Annotated in this window: 13 protein-coding genes and 1 pseudogene; 10 read left to right on the top strand and 4 right to left on the bottom strand. The window is 67.5% G+C overall.

Features of this window, described 5'->3' with window-relative positions; all coding sequences use genetic code 11:
• Positions 1 to 74 precede the first annotated feature (74 nt).
• From AB0958_RS28340 to AB0958_RS28320, 5 genes are all read left to right on the top strand, one after another.
• Positions 75 to 920 (top strand): alpha/beta fold hydrolase, encoded by an 846-nt coding sequence (locus tag AB0958_RS28340; RefSeq protein ID WP_360248470.1) that lies wholly within the window; start codon positions 75 to 77, stop codon positions 918 to 920.
• Between the two features lie 108 nt (positions 921 to 1,028).
• Positions 1,029 to 2,762: a thiamine pyrophosphate-dependent enzyme gene (locus AB0958_RS28335; protein ID WP_366893312.1), complete on the top strand. Its 1,734-nt coding sequence runs from the start codon at positions 1,029 to 1,031 to the stop codon at positions 2,760 to 2,762.
• A 32-nt stretch (positions 2,763 to 2,794) separates the two neighbouring features.
• A complete protein-coding gene (locus tag AB0958_RS28330) occupies positions 2,795 to 3,856 on the top strand; it encodes a hypothetical protein (RefSeq protein WP_366893311.1) in 1,062 nt (353 codons plus the stop codon).
• Between the two features lie 576 nt (positions 3,857 to 4,432).
• On the top strand, positions 4,433 to 4,705 hold the full coding sequence (locus AB0958_RS28325) for a hypothetical protein (RefSeq protein ID WP_366893310.1): 273 nt from the start codon (positions 4,433 to 4,435) through the stop codon (positions 4,703 to 4,705).
• A complete protein-coding gene (locus tag AB0958_RS28320) occupies positions 4,702 to 5,130 on the top strand; it encodes a type II toxin-antitoxin system VapC family toxin (protein ID WP_366893309.1) in 429 nt (142 codons plus the stop codon). Before AB0958_RS28325 ends, AB0958_RS28320 begins: the two co-directional genes overlap by 4 nt.
• A gap of 334 nt (positions 5,131 to 5,464) precedes the next feature.
• Here the strand turns inward: AB0958_RS28320 and AB0958_RS28315 are convergent, their stop codons facing one another.
• Entirely contained in the window at positions 5,465 to 9,640 is a 4,176-nt protein-coding gene (locus tag AB0958_RS28315; RefSeq protein ID WP_366893308.1) for a hypothetical protein, read from the bottom strand.
• Positions 9,641 to 10,169: 529 nt separating this feature from the next.
• Between AB0958_RS28315 and AB0958_RS28310 the strand changes: the two genes are divergently transcribed.
• From AB0958_RS28310 to AB0958_RS28295, 4 genes are all read left to right on the top strand, one after another.
• Positions 10,170 to 16,967 (top strand): HYD1 signature containing ADP-ribosyltransferase family protein, encoded by a 6,798-nt coding sequence (locus AB0958_RS28310; RefSeq protein ID WP_366893307.1) that lies wholly within the window; start codon positions 10,170 to 10,172, stop codon positions 16,965 to 16,967.
• A 5-nt stretch (positions 16,968 to 16,972) separates the two neighbouring features.
• On the top strand, positions 16,973 to 17,242 hold the full coding sequence (locus tag AB0958_RS28305) for a hypothetical protein (protein WP_366893306.1): 270 nt from the start codon (positions 16,973 to 16,975) through the stop codon (positions 17,240 to 17,242).
• Positions 17,243 to 17,765: 523 nt separating this feature from the next.
• Positions 17,766 to 18,161 carry a hypothetical protein gene (locus tag AB0958_RS28300; RefSeq protein ID WP_366893305.1) on the top strand — a complete coding sequence of 132 codons (396 nt, stop codon included), beginning with the start codon at positions 17,766 to 17,768 and terminating at the stop codon, positions 18,159 to 18,161.
• 83 nt (positions 18,162 to 18,244) lie between these two features.
• Complete coding sequence (locus AB0958_RS28295; RefSeq protein ID WP_366893329.1) at positions 18,245 to 18,493, top strand: hypothetical protein; 249 nt, start codon at positions 18,245 to 18,247, stop codon at positions 18,491 to 18,493.
• On the opposite strand, the pseudogene AB0958_RS28290 reads toward AB0958_RS28295, so the two are convergent.
• From AB0958_RS28290 to AB0958_RS28280, 3 genes and pseudogenes are all read right to left on the bottom strand, one after another.
• Positions 18,465 to 18,614 (bottom strand): annotated as a pseudogene (locus tag AB0958_RS28290) (GNAT family N-acetyltransferase); the annotation flags it as partial. The gene AB0958_RS28295 and the pseudogene AB0958_RS28290 overlap by 29 nt on opposite strands.
• Before the next feature lie 80 nt (positions 18,615 to 18,694).
• Positions 18,695 to 19,225: a GNAT family N-acetyltransferase gene (locus AB0958_RS28285; protein ID WP_366893304.1), complete on the bottom strand. Its 531-nt coding sequence runs from the start codon at positions 19,223 to 19,225 to the stop codon at positions 18,695 to 18,697.
• Entirely contained in the window at positions 19,210 to 20,466 is a 1,257-nt protein-coding gene (locus tag AB0958_RS28280) for a helix-turn-helix transcriptional regulator (RefSeq protein WP_366893303.1), read from the bottom strand. Before AB0958_RS28280 ends, AB0958_RS28285 begins: the two co-directional genes overlap by 16 nt.
• A 253-nt stretch (positions 20,467 to 20,719) precedes the next feature.
• Here AB0958_RS28280 and AB0958_RS28275 point away from each other — a divergent pair, with 253 nt between their 5' ends.
• Complete coding sequence (locus AB0958_RS28275) at positions 20,720 to 21,151, top strand: ATP-binding protein (protein WP_366893302.1); 432 nt, start codon at positions 20,720 to 20,722, stop codon at positions 21,149 to 21,151.
• Positions 21,152 to 21,154: the final 3 nt, after the last annotated feature.

The following is a 21,154-nucleotide window of genomic DNA, read 5'->3' as shown; positions in this document are numbered from 1 at the left end:
ACGCTGACGGCGGCAGGACAGAACCGGCCGGGCGTCCGCCCTGACGGCTGCCGTAGCGACGGAGGGATGCGGACATGGCTTCTGCACCGAACACGATCGTCCTGATCCACGGTCTGTGGATGACACCGCTCGCCTGGGAGCATTGGGCGGCCCGGTACGAGGAGCGGGGCTTCACCGTCCTCACGCCCGGATACCCCGGGATCGAGCCGGGGGAGGCCGGGGTGGCGGCGCTCCGCGAGGACGCCTCGGCGATCGCCGAGGTCGGGGTGCGCGAGGTGCTGGATCATCTCACCGCCGTCATCGGGAAACTCGACTCCCCGCCGATCATCATGGGGCACTCGTTCGGCGGGACGTTCGCCCAGCTCCTGGTGGGCGCCGGGCTCGGGGCGGCCGGAGTGTCGATCGACGGCGCCGCGGTCAAGGGCGTGAACGCGATGCCGTTCTCGGAGCTCCGCTCGGTCCTGCCGGTCCTGAAGAACCCGGCGAACGCGCACCGGGCCGTCCCCCTGACGGCCGAGCAGTTCCACTACGCCTTCACCAACACCCTGGACGAGGACGCCTCCCGGCGGGCCTACGACCGTTACGCCGTGCCGACGCCGGCCCGCATCCTCTTCCAGGGCGGCCTCGCTGCCGTCACCCCGCACGCGGCCACGACATTCGACTTCGCCGACGGTGACCGGGCGCCGCTGCTGTTCGTCTCCGGCGGCAGCGACCACATCCTGCCCCCGGTCGTCCAGCGGCAGAACTACGAGAAGAACGCGAAGCACTCGACGGCGGTCACCGCCCACACCGTCTTCGACGGCCGCGACCACTTCACCTGCGGCGAGCCCGGCTGGGAGGCCGTCGCCGACTTCGCCCTCGACTGGGCACTGAGCCCGCGCGCCGGAGTCCTCGACGCCACGCCCGGCGAGACCCGCTGACCGGACCCGCATCCGGGTCGGGGTCCGAACCCGAACCCGAACCCGAACCCGAACCCCACGAGAACGGCTGACACCGGCTGAGACCGGCTGAGAACGGAGACACCCGCCATGTCGAAAACGGTGGCCGACGGCCTGTGGGAGATGCTGGTCAGCGCGGGCGTACGGCGCTGCTACGGCATAGTCGGCGACGCACTGAACCCGGTGGTCGACGCGATGCGCCGCAACGGCCAGGTCGACTTCGTGCACGTGCGCAACGAGGAGTTCGGCGTCTTCGCCGCGGTCGCGGAGGCGAAACTGACGGGGCATCCGGTGGCCGTGTGCGGCACGGCGGGACCTGGGGTGGCACACCTGATCAACGGCATGCTGGACGCCCTCAAGGAGAAGGTGCCCGTCATCGTCCTGGCCGGCGACACCGAGACCGGCCTGATGGACAGCGAGACCGTCGAGGAGCTGAACCCGTACCGGTTCTTCGCGTCCGCGGCGGTGTACGTGGGCCGACTGGTCAACCCCGGCCAGCTCCGCACCGTCGTGACCTCCGCGGTGACGGCCGCGGTGACACGGGGCGGCCCCGCGGTCGTCGCACTGCCCGGTGACGTCGCGGCGGCGCACGCGCCGAAGGACCGCTACGAGATCCGGCTGCCCCGACCGGTACGCGCGCCGGCCGGAGCGGAGGACCTCGCCGCCATGGCCGAGCTGATCAACGAGGCGGGCACGGTGGCGGTCTTCGGCGGCCAGGGCTGCGCCGGGGCGCACGCGGAGGTGACGGCGCTGGCCGGAAAGCTGGGCGCACCGGTCGGCTACTCCCTCAAGGGCAAGCAGTTCCTCGAACACGACAACGCGAACGCGGTCGGGATGACCGGTCTCCTCGGCTACGGCGGCTGCCATCACGCGCTCCAGCACGCGGACGTGCTGCTGATGCTCGGCACCGACTTCCCGTTCAGCAGCTTCCTGCCGCGCGGCGGGACCAGGATCATCCAGGTCGACCACGACCCGGAACGGCTCGGCCGGCGCGTACCGGTGGACCTGGCCGTCACCGGCGACGTACAGGCCACCGTGGCCGCGCTGCTGCCACTGGTCGAGCCGAAGTCCGACGGCGGGTTCCTCGCCCGCTGTGTGGAGGAGACCGAGCGGTTCCACCGCAGGATGCGGCACTACGCGGAGAAGGGACCGCGGATCAGGCCGATCAGGCCGGAGTACCTCGCCACGGTCCTCAGCGACCTCGCCGCCGACGACGCGCTGTTCTTCGCCGACACCGGCACCCCCGTCATCTGGGCGGCCCGGCACATCAGGTACGGGCCGAAGCGGCGGCTGTTCGGATCGTTCTCGTGGGCGTCGATGGCCACCGCCTCGCCCGGCGCCTTCGGGGCACAACTGGCCTTCCCCGGACGGCAGACGATCGCCCTGTGCGGCGACGGCGGGTTCACCATGCTCGCACTCGGCGACCTGCTCACGGAGGTACAGCGCCGACTGCCCGTCGTCCACATCGTGCTGAACAACAGCGGCCTGGACTTCGTCAAGATCGAGCAACAGGAAGCTGGTTTCGTCCCGTTCGGGACCGACTTCGCCAACCCGGACTTCGCCGCCGTCGCCGAGGCCATGGGTGCCAGGGGCATCCGCATCGAAGACCCCGGTGACGTGGCGGACGGCCTCGCGTCCGCGTTGGCCCACACCGGCGGCCCGGTCGTCGTCGACATCCTCGTCGACCCCTACGCCCTCGCCGTCCCCGCCCACGTCCCCGCCGGCACAGCCGCCGGATTCACACTCAGCGCGGCACGGCAGATCCTCGCCGGCCGCCTCGACGACGTCATCGACACCGCCACGCACAACGCCAGGATCGTCTGAACGGCCGCACCGCCGACGGAGGAAGACGCACCATGACAGACACCCACGACTCCCCGCCGGACGTACCGGACGCACGAGACGCACCGGACGCGACGCCCGGCGGCTGGCGCGAGATCCATCACGGCGGCTCACCGGAGGCCGAAGAGGCCCACTTCCGCGACCTGGCGGACGTCATCGTCGGCGTCCAGCGGACGAACAAACAAAAGTCCGGCTCACAGGTCTCCCGCCGCACGTTCCACGCCAAGATCGTCGTCGGAGTGGACAACGCCGAACTCGCCTTCCGGACCGATCTGCCCTCCGACCTCCGGGCCGGAGACTTCAACGCCGGAGCCCGGCTGCCGGCCGTCGTCCGGCTCTCCAACGCCAGCGGCACCGTCCGGCCCGACGGCAGCCCCGACCTCCGCGGCGCGGCACTGAAGCTGACCCTCCCCGGTGGCGGCGAACACGACCTCCTCATGACCAGCTACCCGGTCTCCCACGCCCGCGACGCCACCCAGTTCGTGGAGATCGCCAGGATCGGCGCCGGTCCCAAACTCCTGGTCCTGCCGCGGATGCTGGCCAAGTTGGGCCCTTCGGAGACCGCCCGCGTTCTCCGCAATCTCAAGCAGGCCAACCGTCCGTCGCCCGGCCTGGCCCTGGAGTCCTACTGGAGTCGCGGAGCGATCCTGTGGGGCGACACAGGCCCCGTCAGGTTCCGCCTCAGCCCACTCGGCCCACTCGACGGTCCCGCCCAGACGCCCGCCCCGATACCGGACGCGGCCGACGGTCTCCAGACCGACTTCGCCGCCCGGCTGAGCGACGCGTCGGTCCGGTTCGCCCTGCACATCCAGAAGTACGTCAGCGAGAGGCTGACACCGATCGAGGACGGGGCAGTCGAATGGAAGGAAAGCGACTCGCCCTGGCTCGCCGTGGCCACCCTGACGATTCCCGCCCAGGACACCCTCGACGCGCAGGGCCGGGCCACCCGCGACCACGTCGACACCCTCGCATTCAACCCCTGGCACTCCCCACCGGAGTTCCGCCCCCTCGGCAACCTCAACCGCGCCCGCCGCACGGTCTACGCGGCCAGCGCCAGGGAGTGGCACGCCCGGTAGCGGACGCGCCGAGTCCCGACCCGCCCTCCTCCACACGCTGGTCGACGGCATGGGGCGGCCCGGATCACCCATGGGGGGCCGGCCCGGCCGGACGGGCAGCTGCGACTCGGCCGCCGGTACGAGGAGAGGGCCGGGCCGCCGCCGAAGAACCGGAAGCAGCCCCGGGTCCTTCCGTCCGTCGGACGGAAGGGCCCCTGACCACGTGTTTCTCTGTGCCCCCGGCAGGATTCGAACCTGCGACACCCGCTTTAGGAGTTTTCCTTGGGCGAGGCTGTGACCTGCGTAAATGTAGCTTCCAGTGCACCTGAGCTGCGAAATCACTCCTCCACGGTTTTCGCGTGTTCCCAGCCATTCCCGGCCTCATGTGTGCCGAATCCGTTCCGGCCGGCCACTTGGTTGGGGGCGGTACCTGTTGACGAGGACGACCAGGCGGACGCCGTAAGAACTGCCGCTGTCGCTCGGCGGCCAGGCTGACGGATGCCCCGCTCTCGTCCCAAAGATGTGAGCGGGCAGGCGGAAACCCGTAGCCTGGGACCAGCAGCAGTACGCAGCCCGATGCATGCGGAGGGGATGCCGATGACCACAGCCTCGAGCGGTGTGCCTCACCCGCCGCGCCCGTCGTCGCATCCGCTGCGGACCATCCGTGACATCCGGGAGTCCCTGCCTGAGGACCAGCGTCGGCACTTCGACGCAGAGCTCACCGACACGGAGATCGAGGCTCTGCCCGAGATGCTGCACCGCTGGGTGACGCTGAGCAACGACGGCTTCGAGGAATTCCTGCTCTCCCGGCCCTTCGAGGGTCTGGAGTTCGGCGCCCGTTCCTACGATGCTCAGACGGACGCCGAGTGATCTACCTGTTCGACACCAATGTCGTTGCCGAGCTCACGACCCGGGCGAAGCCCGACCCGCGGGTCCTGGCCTGGTTCCGGTCCACGGCCCGCCCCAACCGCTTCTTGAGCGTGATCACCGTGGCCGAGATCGAGGCAGGCGTTGCCGCCGCACCGGATCCCGTAAGGCAAGCCCGCTACGCACAAGCCCTCGCTGCGGTACGACACGAATTCCGTGACCGCATCGCACCTATCGGCGAACCGGAAGCGGCCGCCTACCTCACCATCCACAAGACGCTCAAGGCCGCTGGCACCAGCATCGACCCACCGGACGCCCTGATCGCCGCCACTGCCCTGGCCAACGGCTGGACGGTGGCCACACGCAACATCAAGCACATGGCCCGAACCGGGGCTCGGGTGGTCAATCCGTGGGAGCAGCAACTGTAGGGGGCCGCAGCGTCGGTGCCGTACGTGTGCTGCAACCGCAGAGGCCCTCCCGTCCGTCGGACGGAAGGGCCTCTGACCAGGTGTTTCTCTGTGCCCCCGGCAGGATTCGAACCTGCGACACCCGCTTTAGGAGTGGGATTGGATCCGTGCCGGGTGGTGCTTGTCTCTGCCGCGGACTGCTGTTTGTGCAGGCCAGTGGCGCCCAGCACGTTGGCCAAGCTGAATTGTGGCGGTCGGTGCTGGGCCGTCCGCTCACGCAGCGCTCACGCAGGAGAGCGGCCCGGGCCGGGTGCACCGCACGAATCGTGCGGTGCACCCGGCCGCTGTCGTCGCGCTATGCGTCCGGGCCCAGCGAGGTCAGGTCGAAGGCGTTGCTGATCGCGCTGTAGCCGTCCGCGGTCAGGTTGACGTGGTCGCCGGAGTCGAAGTCTGCCGGAGCCGCATCGGTGCCCAGCTTCACTGCCTGTGGGTCAGCCGTGCTCGCTGTGTTGGTGACCCTCACGACCGCCTCTGCGTCCACATGGGCCACCTTGGGCGAAGTGAAGTCGTCTTGGTCGGTGATCCAGGTGTTGGTGTCGAGGCGGTTCAGGTCGACGGCCGCCGTGCAGGCGCTGTAGCCGTCGCACGGCGTCAACGTGGTGAAGATGACCTTGATGCCCCACCCCTTGAGCTGGTCCTTCAACAGTCCGAGTGCGCTGTCGATGTCGACGTCGTCGTGTCCGGCGACGATGTCCTCCAGACCCTGCGTCACGATGACGGTCTTGAGGCCCGGGACGGACAGGACGTCCCGGTCCAGACGGGTCACTGCGGCGCGGCCACCCGCGCCCGCGCCTTGGTCGGTGCCGAGGTAGTTGTTCTCGATGCCGGAGTTCACCACGCCGTAGACCGGTATGCCGTCGGTGTTGGTGCGCAGGCGGGAGGAGAGGTCGTTGCTGAAACGCAGGGTCTGATAACCGGCAGTGGTGCCTGTGGTGCGGGTGTTGATGAGGCCGTCGCCGAGCACGGAAACCGTCGCCCGGTGATCTGTGTTGGTGACGTCCACCCCGGTCAGGATGTCGGAGAAGCGGCCCGAGACCGAGCCCGTGGCAGTGAATGCCGTACTTGCCGGGTCGGTGGTGTGGTCGCCGCTGCCGACAGGGCTGACGTAGCCCAGAGTGTCCGGCGAGGCCCAAGGGTGCATGACGAGGTAGTCCACCTTGTTCACCAGATGGACGCTGGTCGTCAGGGAGGTGCCCTGGGCGACCGTCATCGGAATCGGGTCGCTGTAGAGCTCGCCCCCTTCCGGGATCACCACGGATTTGGCTCCGCCGAACGTGACGTCGACCGGTGTGGATGTGGTCGCCGCGCCGCTGCTGTATCGGGCGACGGTCACGTGGTCGAGGGTGAGCGGGTCGGTGCCCAGCGCGTTGGACAGCCGCAGCCGTACGTTGTCGCCGCCGGCGCTGGTCTGGGTGATGATCCGGAAGGTCTGGTTGCCGAACGTGCCCATGGATGTGAACCGGAACCGCTCCTCGGTGGGGGCGCTCCAGGTGCCGGTCCAGCTTTCGCCGTTCGAGGCCGTGGTGGTGTCGCGCACGGACATGCCGATGATGTGCATCCCTGGCACGTACTTGCGGGCTGCGTCGGCGAGGTCGGGCAGGTTCACCGAACTGACGGTGGCGCCGGCCTTCAACGGGACGGCGAACGCGTAGATGTTGGTGTCGCGGGTCTGCTGGGCGGTGGGGGTGTTGCGGTGGAGAAGGGTGACGGCAGCCAGGGTGTCCGAGCCGTATACCCAGTCGGGCATGGTCAGGTAGTAGGGCTGTGAAGAGCCGTCGCCGTAGTTGATGGTGCCGGTCGGGGTGGTGCAGTCCTCGTAGGTGCCGTTGCCGAGGCTGCAGTTGGTGGCGGAAGTGTTGGTGTCGTCGGGGACCACGGGGTTGGTGGTGTCGCCGTCCTGGTGCTGGGAGCCGACGGACCCGTAGGTGGAGAAGCCGAGGAAGACCAGGGCCTGGCCGCTGGTGCCGTTCATCTGGATGGTCTGGTTGGCGGCCATGACGTTGTCGCCGGTGCCGGCGCCGAAGTTGGGCAGGGTGAAGGTGGCGCCGTCCACGGTGATCTTGCCGCCCGGCTGCCAGCCCGCCGCCTTGAGGTCCTGCAGGGAGAGGGTGGCGCCGACTCCGTCGGCGTCGGCGGTGGTGGGGTTGCTGTCGGCGGTGGTGGCGGTGTTGTTGAAGGCCGCCTGCAGGCTGGTGAACGTGTGCGACCACGTGTGGCCCAGCGCGGTGAACTCGTACTGCTGCTGCGAGGAGACATTGCCGGCCGAGTCGACTGCGTAGACGTAGAGAGTGTGGGTGCCGGGTGCCACCGGGGTCACGGTGATCGTGGCGGTGTTGTTGTCGGCTTTCTTGGTCTGTGAGGCGGGGGTGTTGGACGTGGGTGGCGCGGCGTCCAGGCCGTAGAGGAACTTGGCCGCGTTGTTGCCGTTGGTACCGGGGTTCACGGAGAGGGTGAAACTGCCCGGGGTGCCGGCGGCGGTGATGCCGGGCGCGTCCTCCGGGTAGAGGCTGTCGGCGGACTTGACGGTGGGCTGGGCGGGGCTGTGCAGGTCGACGGTGAAGTGGCAGGTGGCGGAGGTGGCGGAGGTGTCCTCGCCGTCGGACGAGGTGACCTTCCAGCTGACCACGCTGCCGTCGGCGAGGCCGCTCATGAACGTCGAGGGAAGCTGCTTGGGTGCGTTGGCGCCGCTGGCGACTGTGGCGCTGGTTGTCGTGGTGGCCGTACCGCTTCCGACCCAGTACGAGTAGGTGGCCGCGAGAGCGTCCTTGTCGGTGTCGCCGATGGTGGCGTTGAGGGTGGGCGGGGTGGTGGCCAGGGTTTTGCCGACGATGGGGTAGTCGCCGGTGGTGCCGCAGCCCAGCGAGGTGGAGCCGACCTTGGTGGCCAGGTTGCCGGGCTTGTTGGGCACGTGGTTGTAGGTGATGGCCATCGAGGGGTTGTTGTCGAAGCGTTTGAAGTAGTTGCCGTCGCCACTGCCGTTGTGGCTGTTGAGGAGAGCGAACGTCCAGCTCTTCCAGGGAACGGTGACACCGCTTCTGATCGTCTTGGTCACGTCGAAGCCGGCAGAGGGCTCGCTGGAGCAGGCCGGTCCGAAGCTCTTGGTGTCTTCCTTCGTGGTCCGTGACGTGTTGCTGTTCCAGGTGGTCGACGAGTTGATCGCGTCGGACCAGTACAGGGAGACGTCTGAAGAGAAGCTGCAGCTTGCGGAGTAGTTCTCTTTGACGTTTACCGTGGCAGTGAGCACGTGTGAGCGGTCGACGATGGAGGGCACGGCGACCTGGAAGTAGGAGATCTCGTCACCGATGCAGCCGGACCAGCTGTTGTAGCCGACGCCGGGGTCCCCGTACTGGATGGAGTCGTAGTTCTTCGCCGTGGGACAGCCCTGCTGGGTCTCGACGTAGTGCTGTCTTGCGCCGGTGGCGTCGTGCGGGTTCCAGGACGGGTCGATGAAGACCGGGAACCTGGTGTGCGCGCCGGTGAGCAGCTTGGCATCGGGGACCAGGGACAGCGTTCTGCCGCGCAGGCGACCCTGGACGCGGGCGACATGGGCCTTGGGTGCGGGACCGGCCTCGGGGGGCGTGTGGGCCGCGCCGATGCCGCTGGAGTCCCACATCGCCGGCTGCGGGGCGCTGAAGAGCACCCTGCCGTCCGGGGTGGTCGCTGCGAGGTTGCCGTGGCCGTCGTCGGTGACGGCGACGCCCTTGGTCTGGGTGGTCAGGGCGAGTTGGGCGAGCGCGGGGTTGGCGGCGGCCTGCGCGTTCTTGACGACGAGGATCTGTGACCAGCCGCCCTGTGTATCGGCGGTGACCTGCAGGTCCACGTCGGGCAGCACGTCCGGGTAGGTAAGGCTCGCGCCCGAGGCGTGCGGGGTGGGCAGTGCGTGCGGCCAGGACAGGGCGAGGGACGCCTTGCCCTTGGCCATTGTGGCGAGGGGGCTGGTGCCGCCGCCGGAGAAGGCGAGCGGTTCGGCCGCGGCCTTCGGGCTCCAGGTACCGTCCGCGTTGCGTGTCAGGGTGGCGTCGACAGGGACCCAGCGACGAGCGTTACGGACCCGTACCGGCAGCAGGCTGGAGTCGTAGGTGACGGTGCCCGACGGGTTCGCCGTCGTGGTCGCCGTCTCGGTGGTCAGGGCGTCCACCCGGACTGGCTTGCCGGTTGTCGCGGCCTGCTTCTGGGCGCCGGCCAGCGCCGACTCCTCGGCTGTCGTCAGCCCGTCTTCGTCATCGGCCGGGCGCAGGGAGCCGGTGGGCTTCGGCGGCGTCGTGTCGTTCGTCGGTGCCGGAGTCAGGTCCGGCTGGCTGGTGTCGACATCTGAGACGGAGCCCGGTGCGGAGTCGGCCGTGGCCGGCTGAGCTGCGAGCGGTGTCAGGCAGAGCGCGCTGACCGTGGCAAGGACCAGAAACCGGCCCGGTATTCGCGGTTTCTTTCTGAGTGGACCGCCGGAGGAAAGTCGGCGGAAACGGTCGGACATCTGCCCCCCAATTTGAGTCCGAGTGAAAAGCGCCTGTGGGCGCGAGGGAGGCTACCCGCATTCACGGCAGAGCCACAACAGCCCGAGGGGGGAAGTCGCCCCGAAAGAGACCTCGCCAGATGTGTAGATGAAGTGTGCAACTTTGCCGTCTGGTGACCTTATTAAACCCGTTGTCGAGTAATGACTACCGTTCGTAGCGAAGTTGGTGCATTTGACCTCTAATTTTGGTCGAACACGGGTCGATGTATGACTAATTCAATACCTTCTGAACATGTGAAGGGCCTGTGAGTGGCGTTCTGAATCTGATCAAATATCTCCTCGGTAGCCGTGCTGGAATGGGGGGTCCACAGTGCGTCGAAGTTCGCGTTGGCGGATGTACAGAAAGACCATGCGGATACGCAGGGCACCCGCTTTATGGACTGTCGCGGTCAGTGTTCTCGGTCTGCTCGTCGGGTTTCTCTCGCCGGCGGATGCCCTTGCGGCCGGACAGCACGCGGATTACCTCGTAAAGGCGAAGAAAGAGCCCTCGGTGTCCGTGTCACCGGTCAAGGGCAAAGCCGTGAAGGTCCCGCACATGGCGCGCTGGAGCGCTGCCCAGGCACACAAGACCTGGCCCACCAAGGGCACGGCCGATGTGACGGTTCCCGCACGTGGAGCCGCCGCCAAGCGGGCTGATGACATCCCGGTGACGGTTGCGGCGGCGAAGGGAGCGCGCCGGGCAGGTGCAGGCGTTCACGTGCACGTGTCGCTGCCGGGACAGACGGCCGCGCAGAAGCTCGGCGTCCGCGGCGTCGTTCTCTCCGTGCAGCCGGACAGCGCCACTTCTGGCGGCACCGCCCAAGTCGGCCTGGACTATTCGGCGTTCAAGGACGCTTATGGCGGCGACTGGGCCGGCCGGCTCCGCCTCGTCCAGCTGCCGGCCTGCGCGTTGACCACCCCGCAGGATGCCGCGTGCCGTAAGCAGACCCCGCTGACCTCTACCAACGACACGAAGACCCAGACGGTCTCGGCCGACATCCCGCTCTCTGCCACCACCACGGCTCAGCCGATGGTGCTCGCGGCGGAGGCGGCAGCCTCGGGCGGTGGCGGCAGCTACGGGGCCACCGACCTCGCCCCGTCGGGCCAGTGGACGGCGGGTGGTTCGACCGGTGCCTTCAGTTACTCGTACCCCATTTCTGTGCCCGACGTCCCTGGCAGCCTGGCCCCGAGCGTGTCCCTGGACTACAGCTCGCAGAGCGTGGACGGGCGTACCTCCTCGACCAACGCCCAGTCCTCCTGGATCGGCGACGGCTGGGACTACTCGCCCGGCTTCGTCGAACGCAGCTACGCCTCCTGCTCCGACGACACGGCGAACGGCACCCCCAAGACCTCCGACGAGTGCTGGTCCGATGACGTCGACTCGCTCACCCTGTCGCTGAACGGCTCGTCGAACACACTCGTCCACGATGACAAGTCGGGCACCTGGCACCCGCAGGGCGACAGCGGCGAGAAGATCGAGGTCAAGACCGACACGGTCAACGGCGACAACGACAACGAGTACTTCGTCGTCACCACCGCCGACGGCACGCAGTACTACTTCGGCCGGAACCGGTTGCCCGGCTGGGCGACCGGAAACGCGACCACCAACTCGGTGTTCACCACGCCCGTCTACGGCAATGACACTGGCGAGCCGTGCCACGCCGCCACCTTCGCCAATTCCTGGTGCCAGCAGGGTTACCGCTGGAACCTGGACTACACCGTCGACCCGCACGGCAACGCCATCAGCTACTGGTACACGCCCGAGACCGGCTACTACGGCCGGGACAACTCCACCACGCCGACCACCTACGCCCGCAGCGGCTACCTCTCCAAGATCCAGTACGGGCAGCTGGACGGCAAGGTCTACGACACCACCGCCCCGGCCGCAGCCCAGGTCTTCTTCGACACCTCCGAGCGCTGCCTCGCCGACTCCAGCTTCGACTGCGCCACGTCGAAGATGACCACGGCCAACGCCACGCACTGGCCGGACGTCCCCGTCGACCAGACCTGCGCATCCACGGGCACCTGCAACAACCACGGCCCGGCCTTCTTCACCACCAAGCGGCTGACGGGCATCCGCACCCAGTCCCTGGTCGGCACCGGATACCAGAACGTCGACGCCTGGACCCTCACCCAGACCTTCCCGCCGACCGGCGACACCACCACCCCGTCACTGTGGCTGAGCCAGATCGTGCACACCGGCAAGGACGGCGGAAGCCTCGATCTGCCGCCGGTGCAGTTCGCCGGCCAGGCACTCGCCAACCGGGTGGACGGCCTCGACGGCTACCAGCCCATCACCCGCTACCGGATGACCACGGTCACCACCGAGTCCGGCGAAGCGATCACCGTCAACTACACCGGACCCCAGTGCCACCGCACAGGCACCCCGGTGCTCCCCTCCAGCCAGGACAGCAACACCTACCGCTGCTATCCGCAGTACTGGACCCCGCCTGGTCAGACGTCCCCGCAGCTGGACTGGTTCAACAAGTTCCTCGTCAACTCCGTGACGACGCAGGACCCCACCGCCCACGGGCTCCCCGTCCAGACCTCCTACACCTACGTCGGCGACCCGGCCTGGCACTACAACGACGACCCGCTGACCCCGGTCAAGTACCGGACCTGGAACCAGTGGCGCGGCTACGGCACGGTCGAGACCCGCACCGGCACGTCTCCCGAGAAGATCACGCTCTCCCGCGAGACGTACTTCCGCGGCATGGACGGCGACAAGACCTCCACCGGCACGCGCAGCGTCACCCTCAACGACACCGCCAAGGACGACCCGCAGAAGGACTCCGACTGGCTGGCCGGTCAGACCTTCGAGGCGCAGTCCTACAACGGCGACGGCGGCGCACTGCTCTCGGACGGCGTCACCGACCCCTGGAGCTCGGCGGCGACGGCCACCCAGACCCGGACCAAGGCGGGCCTGGACCCGCTCGTCGCGCGCCGTACCAACATCCAGCGGGCCCGCACCGTCACCACCAAGGCGGACGGCACCAAGCGCACCACCGAGATCGACTACACGATCGACGCGGCCAGCGGCCTGCCCCAGAGCGTCGACGACCTGGGCGACGTCACGACATCCACCGACGACAAGTGCACCCGCACCTGGTACGACACGGACGCCTCCGGCAACCAGCTGCCCGTACCGCGCCGGGTCCAGGAGGTCGCCGTCTCCTGCTCGGCCACCCCGAAGTACCCGCAGGACCTGCTCAGCGACGACCTCACCTTCTTCGACGGCTCCACCAGCAACACCGCAGCCCCCACCAAGGGCGATGTCACGATGATCCAGAAGGCCGACTCGGTGGCGGCCGACGGCACCCCGCACTACATCACGGCGCTGAAGAACACCTACGACTCCTACGGCCGTGAACTGACCGAGACGGACGCCGACGGCCGCGTCACGACCACGGCCTACACCCCCGCGACCGGTGCCTCTCCGACCTCCATCACAGTCACCCAGCCGAAGGTCACCGGCCAGACCGCCGGCTTCGCCACCACGACCACGCTGGACCCGGCCCGCGGCCTGGACCTGAAGACCACTGACGCGGCCGGCTACTCCACCACCAGCACCTACGACCCGCTCGGCCGCCTGACCCAGGTGTGGAGCCCGGGTTTCCCCACCGACAACAACCCCAACATCAAGTACAGCTACAACCTCTCACCGTCGGTGCCGTCCACGGTCACCACCCAGACCCTCGACGACGACAACGCCTACCGCACCTCCATCTCCATCTACGACGCGATGCTGCGCCCGCGTGAGACGCAGACGGCGACCGTCGACGGCGGCCGTACGATCACCGACACCGTCTACGACTCGCACGGCTGGGCGGTCAGTTCCTCCGACGCGTACTACAACAGCGGCGCCCCGACCGGCACGCTGGTCGACGCGCCCGACACCAAGACCCCGTCGCAGACCGCCACGGTCTACGACGGAGCGGGCCGGGTCACGGCCTCGATCGCCTACCACTTCGCCTCGGAGACCTGGCGGACCACCACCGCCTACCCCGGCTCCGACCGCGTCGACGTCACCCCGTCGGCCGGCGCCGTACCCTTCGGCGCCACCCCCACCACCACGTACACGGACGCCCGCGACCAGCTGGTCAAGCTGCTGCGCTACCACGGCCCCACAGCCACCGGCGCCGCCGACACCGTCACCTACTCCTACGACGGGGCCGGCCACCAGACCGGCCAGGACGACGGCCAGAGCCACACCTGGTCCAGCACTTACGACCTCCTCGGCCGTCGCACCTCCCAGACCGACCCCGACACCGGCTCCTCCAGCTCCACGTACGACAACGCCGGCCAGCTGCTGACCACGACCGACAACGGCGGCAAGACCATCAGCTACACGTACGACGAGATGGGCCGCAAGAAGGCCGAGTTCGACACCACGGGCGGCGCCGCGCAGTCGACGTCGAACGAACTGGCCGCGTGGACGTACGACACGCTGAAGAAGGGCAAGCCCACCGCGTCCATCCGCTACGTGGGCGGCACCGGCGGCTCCGCCTACACCGACAAGGTCCTCGGCTACGACAGCCACGGCTGGGTACAGGCGACACAGCTCACGGTCCCCGCCGCCGAAGGCGCCCTGGCCGGCGACTACATCCACCAGAACACGTACAACCTCACGGGAACGCTGAAGAACTACACCGACCAGGACCCGACGGCCGTCAAGCTGCCGCAGGAGACCGTCTCCTACAACTACGACGCCTACGGCCGCCCCACTTCCGTCGGCGGGACCACGAACAGCTGGGACTACGTCGACAAGCTCAGTTACACGGAGTTCGACGAGCCGTACCAGTTCACCTATGGCACCACCGGCAACTTCGCCCAGCAGACCCTGAACTACGACGACCAGACCCACCGCCTGACCGACTCCACCACCGTCACCAAGTCGGGCACCGCGATCGCCGACAAGACCAGCTACACCTACCAGCCCTCCGGCAACGTCACGAAGATCACCGACAAACTGGAGACCGGCTCTACCGACACCCAGTGCTTCGACTACGACTGGGCACAGCGTCTGCAAGACGCGTGGACGGCCACCGACGACTGCTCGGCCACCCCCGCATCCGGCGCGTCGACGACCGTGGGCGGCCCGTCGCCGTACTGGCAGTCCTGGACGTACGACGCCACAGGCGCCCGCTCCTCCCAGGTCGACCACGACACGACAGGCGACACGTCCCACGACGCGACGTCCTCCTACAACCCGTTCACGGCAGGCAAGGGCCCGGCCCACGCGGTCCAGACGGTGGAAACGGTCGTCCCGGGCGACGCGACTGCGAACACCACCAACGCCTACACCTACGACGAGAACGGCAACGTCCACACGCGCAGCACCCGCGCGGGTACCGACACCCTCACTTACGACGACGAGGGACACCTCTCCGAACTGGCCTCGACGGGCTCGGCCGGCGACACGAAGTACCTCTACGACGCCGACGGCACCCTGCTGATCCGCCACAGCCCCGACGGCACCACCCTGTACACCGGCGACGAGGAGATCACTCTCAAGACCGGCGCCACGACCGCGGACGGCGTGCGCTACATCTCCATCGCTGGCCAGACCGTGGCCACCCACTCCTCTGACGGTAAGTTCACTTACCTGGTCCCGGACCATCAGGGCACCGGCACACTGGAGATCGACTCCCAGACGCAGCAGGTGGTCCGCCGCCAGTACAAGCCCTTCGGCGAGTCACGCGACCAGGGCGGAACGTGGATCGGCCAAAAGGGCTACGTCGGCGGCACCCAGGACGACAACACGGGCCTGACCAACCTCGGCGCCCGCGAGTACGACCCCACCATCGGCCGCTTCCTCAGCCCCGACCCGGTACTGGACACCGGCTCCCCGCAGACCTGGAACGCCTACGACTACGCCGGCGACTCCCCGGTCACCGAGTCCGACCCCTCCGGTCTGTGCATGGCCGACCTGTGCGGCATCGGCTACCCGATCGGCGGCACCGGTACCAGCAAGAGCAACCCGACCCGGTACGTCACGACCGGCCCGGTCGACCCGATGGGCACGAACACCGCCGTCTGCCACCACGGCCGCTGCTCCGACGGTCACAGTTTCGGCGCCGACGGCGGCAACATCAGCAAGAAGACGTACGACCCGCAGGCCGAGGAACGCGCCCTGCAGCGGGCCAAGTCCACCGCGAACGCAGCCGCCGCCGCAGCAAAGAAGCAGGCGTCCGGCTTCAAGCACCAATTGCTCAGCCTGGTTGCGGATGTCCTTGGCCTGACGGACGCCTACAACTGCTTCACCAAGGGCGACGTGATGGGCTGCGTCAACACGGCCCTGACAGCGGTCCCCTGGGGCAAGGTCTTCAAGGCCATCAAGGTCGGCGTCGAAGCCTTCAAGATATGGCGGGCCCTGGACCGCGCCTATACGGCGGTCAAGGACGCGGAGGAGGCCGCGAAACTCGCCGACGACGCGGTCCGCGCGGAACACGCATTGGCGGAGACCCGTGCGGCGGAGGATGCGGGAACCGACGCGGCGTCCTGCTCGGTCCACAGCTTCCTCCCCAGCACCGGCGTCCGCCTGGCCGACGGCACATCAAAACCGATCAGCAAGGTGAAAGCCGGCGACACGGTCCTGGCCACCGACCCACAGACCGGCGTCACGGCCCCGGAGCAGGTCCAGCAGGTCATCGTCACGAAGACCGACAAGGACTTCACGACCCTGACCCTGGACACGGCCCCGACCCGAGGGCCCCCACGCGGGAAGCAGGCTGACACACCGTCTGCGAAGCAGACCCTCACCACCACCTGGCACCACCCCTTCTGGGACGCCACCCACCACCGCTGGACCGACGCTCACGACCTGACCCCGGGCACCAAGCTCCGCGCTACAGACGGCACGACCATCGTGGTGGCCAAGGTCCACAATTTCCACCAGCACGGGACGACTTACGACCTCACGGTCGGTACGCTGCATACGTACTATGTGTTGGCAGGGGCCACGCCGGTCCTCGTCCATAACTGTCCTTCAGGTGGCGATGACGCCCCTGAAGAGATGATTCGGATGCGGCACTACACGAATGCGCGGGGCAAGGCGGGTATTGTCCAGAGTAAGGTCATCAGAGCGAGTGACCAAAATAAGGTCTTCCTCGTTCCGGCCAAGGGGAAGCCGATGAGTCCCCGTGATGCCGAGTCCACGCTGGGAATTGGGCGCGGCAGAGGAAATCATGTCCTCGAATTTGATGTTCCGGCCGGCCGGGTCCGATCGAGATTTAATTCGACAATGGGCATCACTGAATGGGTTGCAGATGGCGACCTTCCGGTCGAAAATATTCGAGTGAAAAGGTGACAGGCGTGACTCAGGGTATCCCGGTGGACTTGGCAGGATTCACTGATTTGTTCCGGGATCTGGAGGAGTACGTGGTGTCTCTGGATCGGGTGCTGTCACGTATCGGGGCAGGGGCGGACCCCCGCGTGCTTCTTGACTATGTGGTGGAGTACGAGATCCCTGCGAGACTGGCCCGCGCTCGGGAATTCGTGGGTAACTCCCTGGAGGAGGCCATTGGAGCGGAGGCTCTGGAGGAAATCGCTGAACAGGTCGAGGGATATAGAGACCAGGAGTGACGCGATGCCCGCCTGAGGTTTCTCAGAGCGGGCACCGAGCTCCGCACCATAAACGGCGCGATGGTCGTCATCCGCCACGTGCGGAACTTCCATCAGCACGGCACCACGTACGACCTCACCGTCGGCACCCTGCACACGTACTATGTGCTCGCAGGCGCCGCACCGGTCCTGGTTCACAATTGCGGTCCCGGCGGCCCGGAGTTTGGCCAGCCATGCACCTGTAGTTCCGATCAGAGCTTTGCGAGGTTCGGAACCAGTAAGGAAAGCGCCGGGCGACTCTCCACTCAAGCGCAAAAAGCGGAAGAGAACCCTAAGTCGTTCGGGCACGGACTTTCGGCGCGAGCGGTTGACGGTCCGGTTGAAGGTGCATCCGTAGCAACGAAAGGGCAAATAGAGGCGGCAGGGTTCTCGTTGATCTTCACCCCCACTCGGAATCTCCCTATGCGTCACACGCTGATACTTCCGAAACCGGTGGACTCGGCAGTCCAAATAGGTTTCAATACCGTGTTTGGGCGGAGATAAGATGAGCGAGAGCTCGGCAGGGAAGCTTGGTCACCTTCAGGTTCTAGTCATCTTCGATTGGCGCGATGGGCCAATCGAAGGGGTCGCGAGGCGCAGGGATGGAAACGCCTGCTGGTACTTCAAGCTGTTCGCGGAGAGGCTGGATGCTGAGACTCTCAACGACCGGCTCTTCGCTCTCTGGGCGATTCCGGATCCGGATGGTTCAATCCTGATTGAAGAGTTCGGGCAGAATGATCGAGGCGGCCATGTTTGGCCAGTATCCGGCGGACTCGGCTCAGTCAAGGTGCAGAGCATCGTCGATGGTCTCCTGTCTTCCAGGCCGGGATCGCCGAATCTGATCATTTGGACTCCGGATTTTGTTGAGGTATTCGGCGCATGGAATGTGGCGCTGGGCTGAGCAGTAGCTGCGAAATATGAGAGGCCCCACCGGGTTTGATTCCGGTGGGGCCTCTCGTGTGTTGGGGCACCTGACGGCAGTAGTTGACGGCAACGTCAGCCGTCCCCTGGGGCAAGATCTTCAAAGCCATCAAGGTTGGCGTCGAAGCCTTCAAGGTCTGGCGCGCCCTGGACCGCGCCTACACCGTGGTCAAGGACGCAGAAGAAGCCGCCGAGGACGCCGTCAAGGTCGAACACATGGTCGTGGAAGCGGAGAAGGCGGAGGGAGCGGGGGCCGAAGCAGCCAGCTGCGCAACGCACAGCTCCGGTCCATACGCTCGCCGAACGCGGTGACCGCGTAGTTCGGCAGGCGGAGGAGGGGGGCGCGTACGTCGGCGTACACGTCGAGGAGGTCGCCGCGGACGGTGCCGAGGGTGGTGAAGGTGCGGAGTTCGATGGCGGGCGCCGTGGTCATGCGGCCATCCTCCAGGCGGCGGTGTGCTTGGACTTGCGCCAATAGTTGGGGCCACCCGACGCGTCTCCCGGGGTTCTGCGTCAAGCTCGGAGCTGCTTGACCATGACGGCGTACACCGGTGAGTCTGCGAACGGTTGCTGTTCGCCGGCCTTGGCGTACCCCCATGACTCGTAGAGCGCCTGCACCTTGGGGTGGGTCACGTCGACCAGGAGTACGGCGAGGTCTTCCGGTCGCTCCTTCAGGAGCGCTTCGTGGAGTCGTTCAGAGATTCCCTGCTTGCGCCAGTGGGGGCGCACCATGACCTCGGACACGGCGTAGGTGGAGGAGTAGCCGTTGTTCGGCCGGTATCCGGTGGAGCGCCACCATTCGCGGCCGGGCGCGAGCGGAGCGCCGTAGGCGAAGCCGGTCGGTTGTTCTCCGTCGTAGGCGACGACACAGGAGAAGCCGTCCATGCCGGACCAGTGGTCGGCGAACCAGGCGAAGCGTTGGTGGAAGGGGTCGTCCATCTGGTCGGCGTAGGCGTCGGCGTGTACGTCGATGAGCATCTGACGGAAGCCTTCGGGGAGGTTTCCATGCTGGAAGTGACGCAGGTCGGTCACGCTCGACTCCATTCGGTGCGCATGCGGTCTGCCCAGTCTCGTGCGTAGGCGGTGGAGGGAGCCCGGACGAACAGGCCCCGGTGGAAGTCGCCGATGAGCGTGCGCATGCGGCCGGGCAGGGGATCGCCGTCCATGATCGTGAAGACGTCGGACGCGGTGACCGTGGCCTGCTCTGCGTCGCCTTGGTGGAGCTGAGCGAGGGCGAGCTGCGCGGTGGCGAGGGCCTTGTTGCGCCGGAAAGCTGCCGGGATCTTGGCCAGGGCGCGGTGGGCCATGGCCTCGGCGTGGGCGGGGCGTCCGCTGTTGAACTGCACGATGGCGGCAAGATGGTCGAGTTCGGCCTGGCCGTAGAAGGCCGTCCAGCGCGGGCGTTCGCGCTCCGCCGTCTTGGTGTAGGTGTCCTGGGCAGATCCCAGGGACCGCAGGCCAGCCCGTCCGTCCCCGAGGGCCGCGTATGCGAGGGCGGCGCGGACCCGGCCCAGTGAGTCGAAGAAGGGGTCCCGGCGAGCTGCGTAGGAGGCTTGTGCCGCTTGTGCCGCCGCGAGTGCTTCGGGCCAGTTGTGCCGCTGGTAGGCGAGCATGGAGAGGTTGACCCATACCCGCATCTCGGTGGGGCCGTCTTGGGAGAGGCCAGCGTAGGTCGCGGATTCGTTGAGGTACTTCTGGGCCTGGTCGAGGTTGCGGGCGTCGATGCAGGACCAGGCCGCGACGGTGGTGTACTCGGCAGCCAGTGCGTACAGGGCGCGGCGGACGCGTTCGCTGGCGTTGCGCTGTTGCAGTTCCAGGACGTCGTCACGGCCCGCGGCGGCCGCCTGTTCCAGTTCGGAGTGGCCGCCTTGGCGGTCGTCGGCTTCGACGAGTGCGTTCATTCCGGCGGCGGCGCGTGCTACGTCCGACATGCCGACGGCGCGGCGTTGGGCTACCAAGGGGACGGCTGCGGCTGCGGTCCCGGTGGCCGAGGTGATGAAGGTGCGACGCCGCACGGGATCCTCCTCCTGCGGGGGGTGCATGGTGCGTGGTGCGCTGAACCCTAAGTCCTCGACCGGACAGCCGAACACCCGCTCCAGAGCAGCGCATGTGCGTCCGATGGGCCGGCGCGAGGTTCCGTTCAGCAGGTTGCGGACCGTCCGGTCGGAGACGTCGCCGGGCCGGCCGATGATCTCCGCGAGTGCGGCGTTCATCCGACCTGCTAATTCCTCCTGCGTGAGACCGAGTTCGTCCATCCGGCTCTTGAGGATGGCGTTCGCTGCCATGTCACCGACGGTAGACCGATGGCATCGAGCGAACCAGCCCTCAGATCACGGGACCGTAAAGTCTTCCGGTTCGGAGTGACCGGCGAGGTAGCGACCTTTCCTGTTCCCGTCCCCTTCCAGGTCGTTGACTGGTCATCGCCCGTCGGGAGGTTCCGATTCCCCCTTCCTCTCGGCGGCATGGAGGAGAGCCCGTTCCGTCGTCACCCCGTCGGCTGGGCGGGCGTCCCACCCTCGGAGGGATGTTCTCGTGACCATGACCGCAGCCCGACCTACTGCGACCGGCGCGCCCGGATACACCGAGACGATGCCGTGCGAGCCGGAATCCGCTCGCCGGGCCCGCCGGCTCGTCTCCGCTGCTCTGAATACCTGGGGCATAGGTGAGTTGGCTGGGGACGGAGTCCAGGTCGTCGCCGAACTGGTCAACAACGCGGTCCGTCATACGCGGTGCCGTGTCGTCCGGGTCCGGGTCACGCGGCCGGCCGAGCGCGTGGTGCGCATCGGTGTCGCCGACAGTTGCCGGGACACTCCCGAGCCGGGCAACCCCGATGATGACTCGGAGGGAGGGCGCGGCCTGCTCCTGGTCGAAGCCCTCAGCTGGAGATGGGGTTACGACCGTAAGCGGTGGGGCAAGGTCGTGTGGGCCGAGCTGGAAGTGCCGGGCACGGAAGCACCGGTCGCATGTTGAGGC

Origin of the sequence: Streptomyces sp. NPDC006655 (genome assembly GCF_040703965.1) — a bacterium.
Taxonomy (GTDB): domain Bacteria; phylum Actinomycetota; class Actinomycetes; order Streptomycetales; family Streptomycetaceae; genus Streptomyces.
This window is presented reverse-complemented; position numbering and strand designations above follow the sequence as displayed.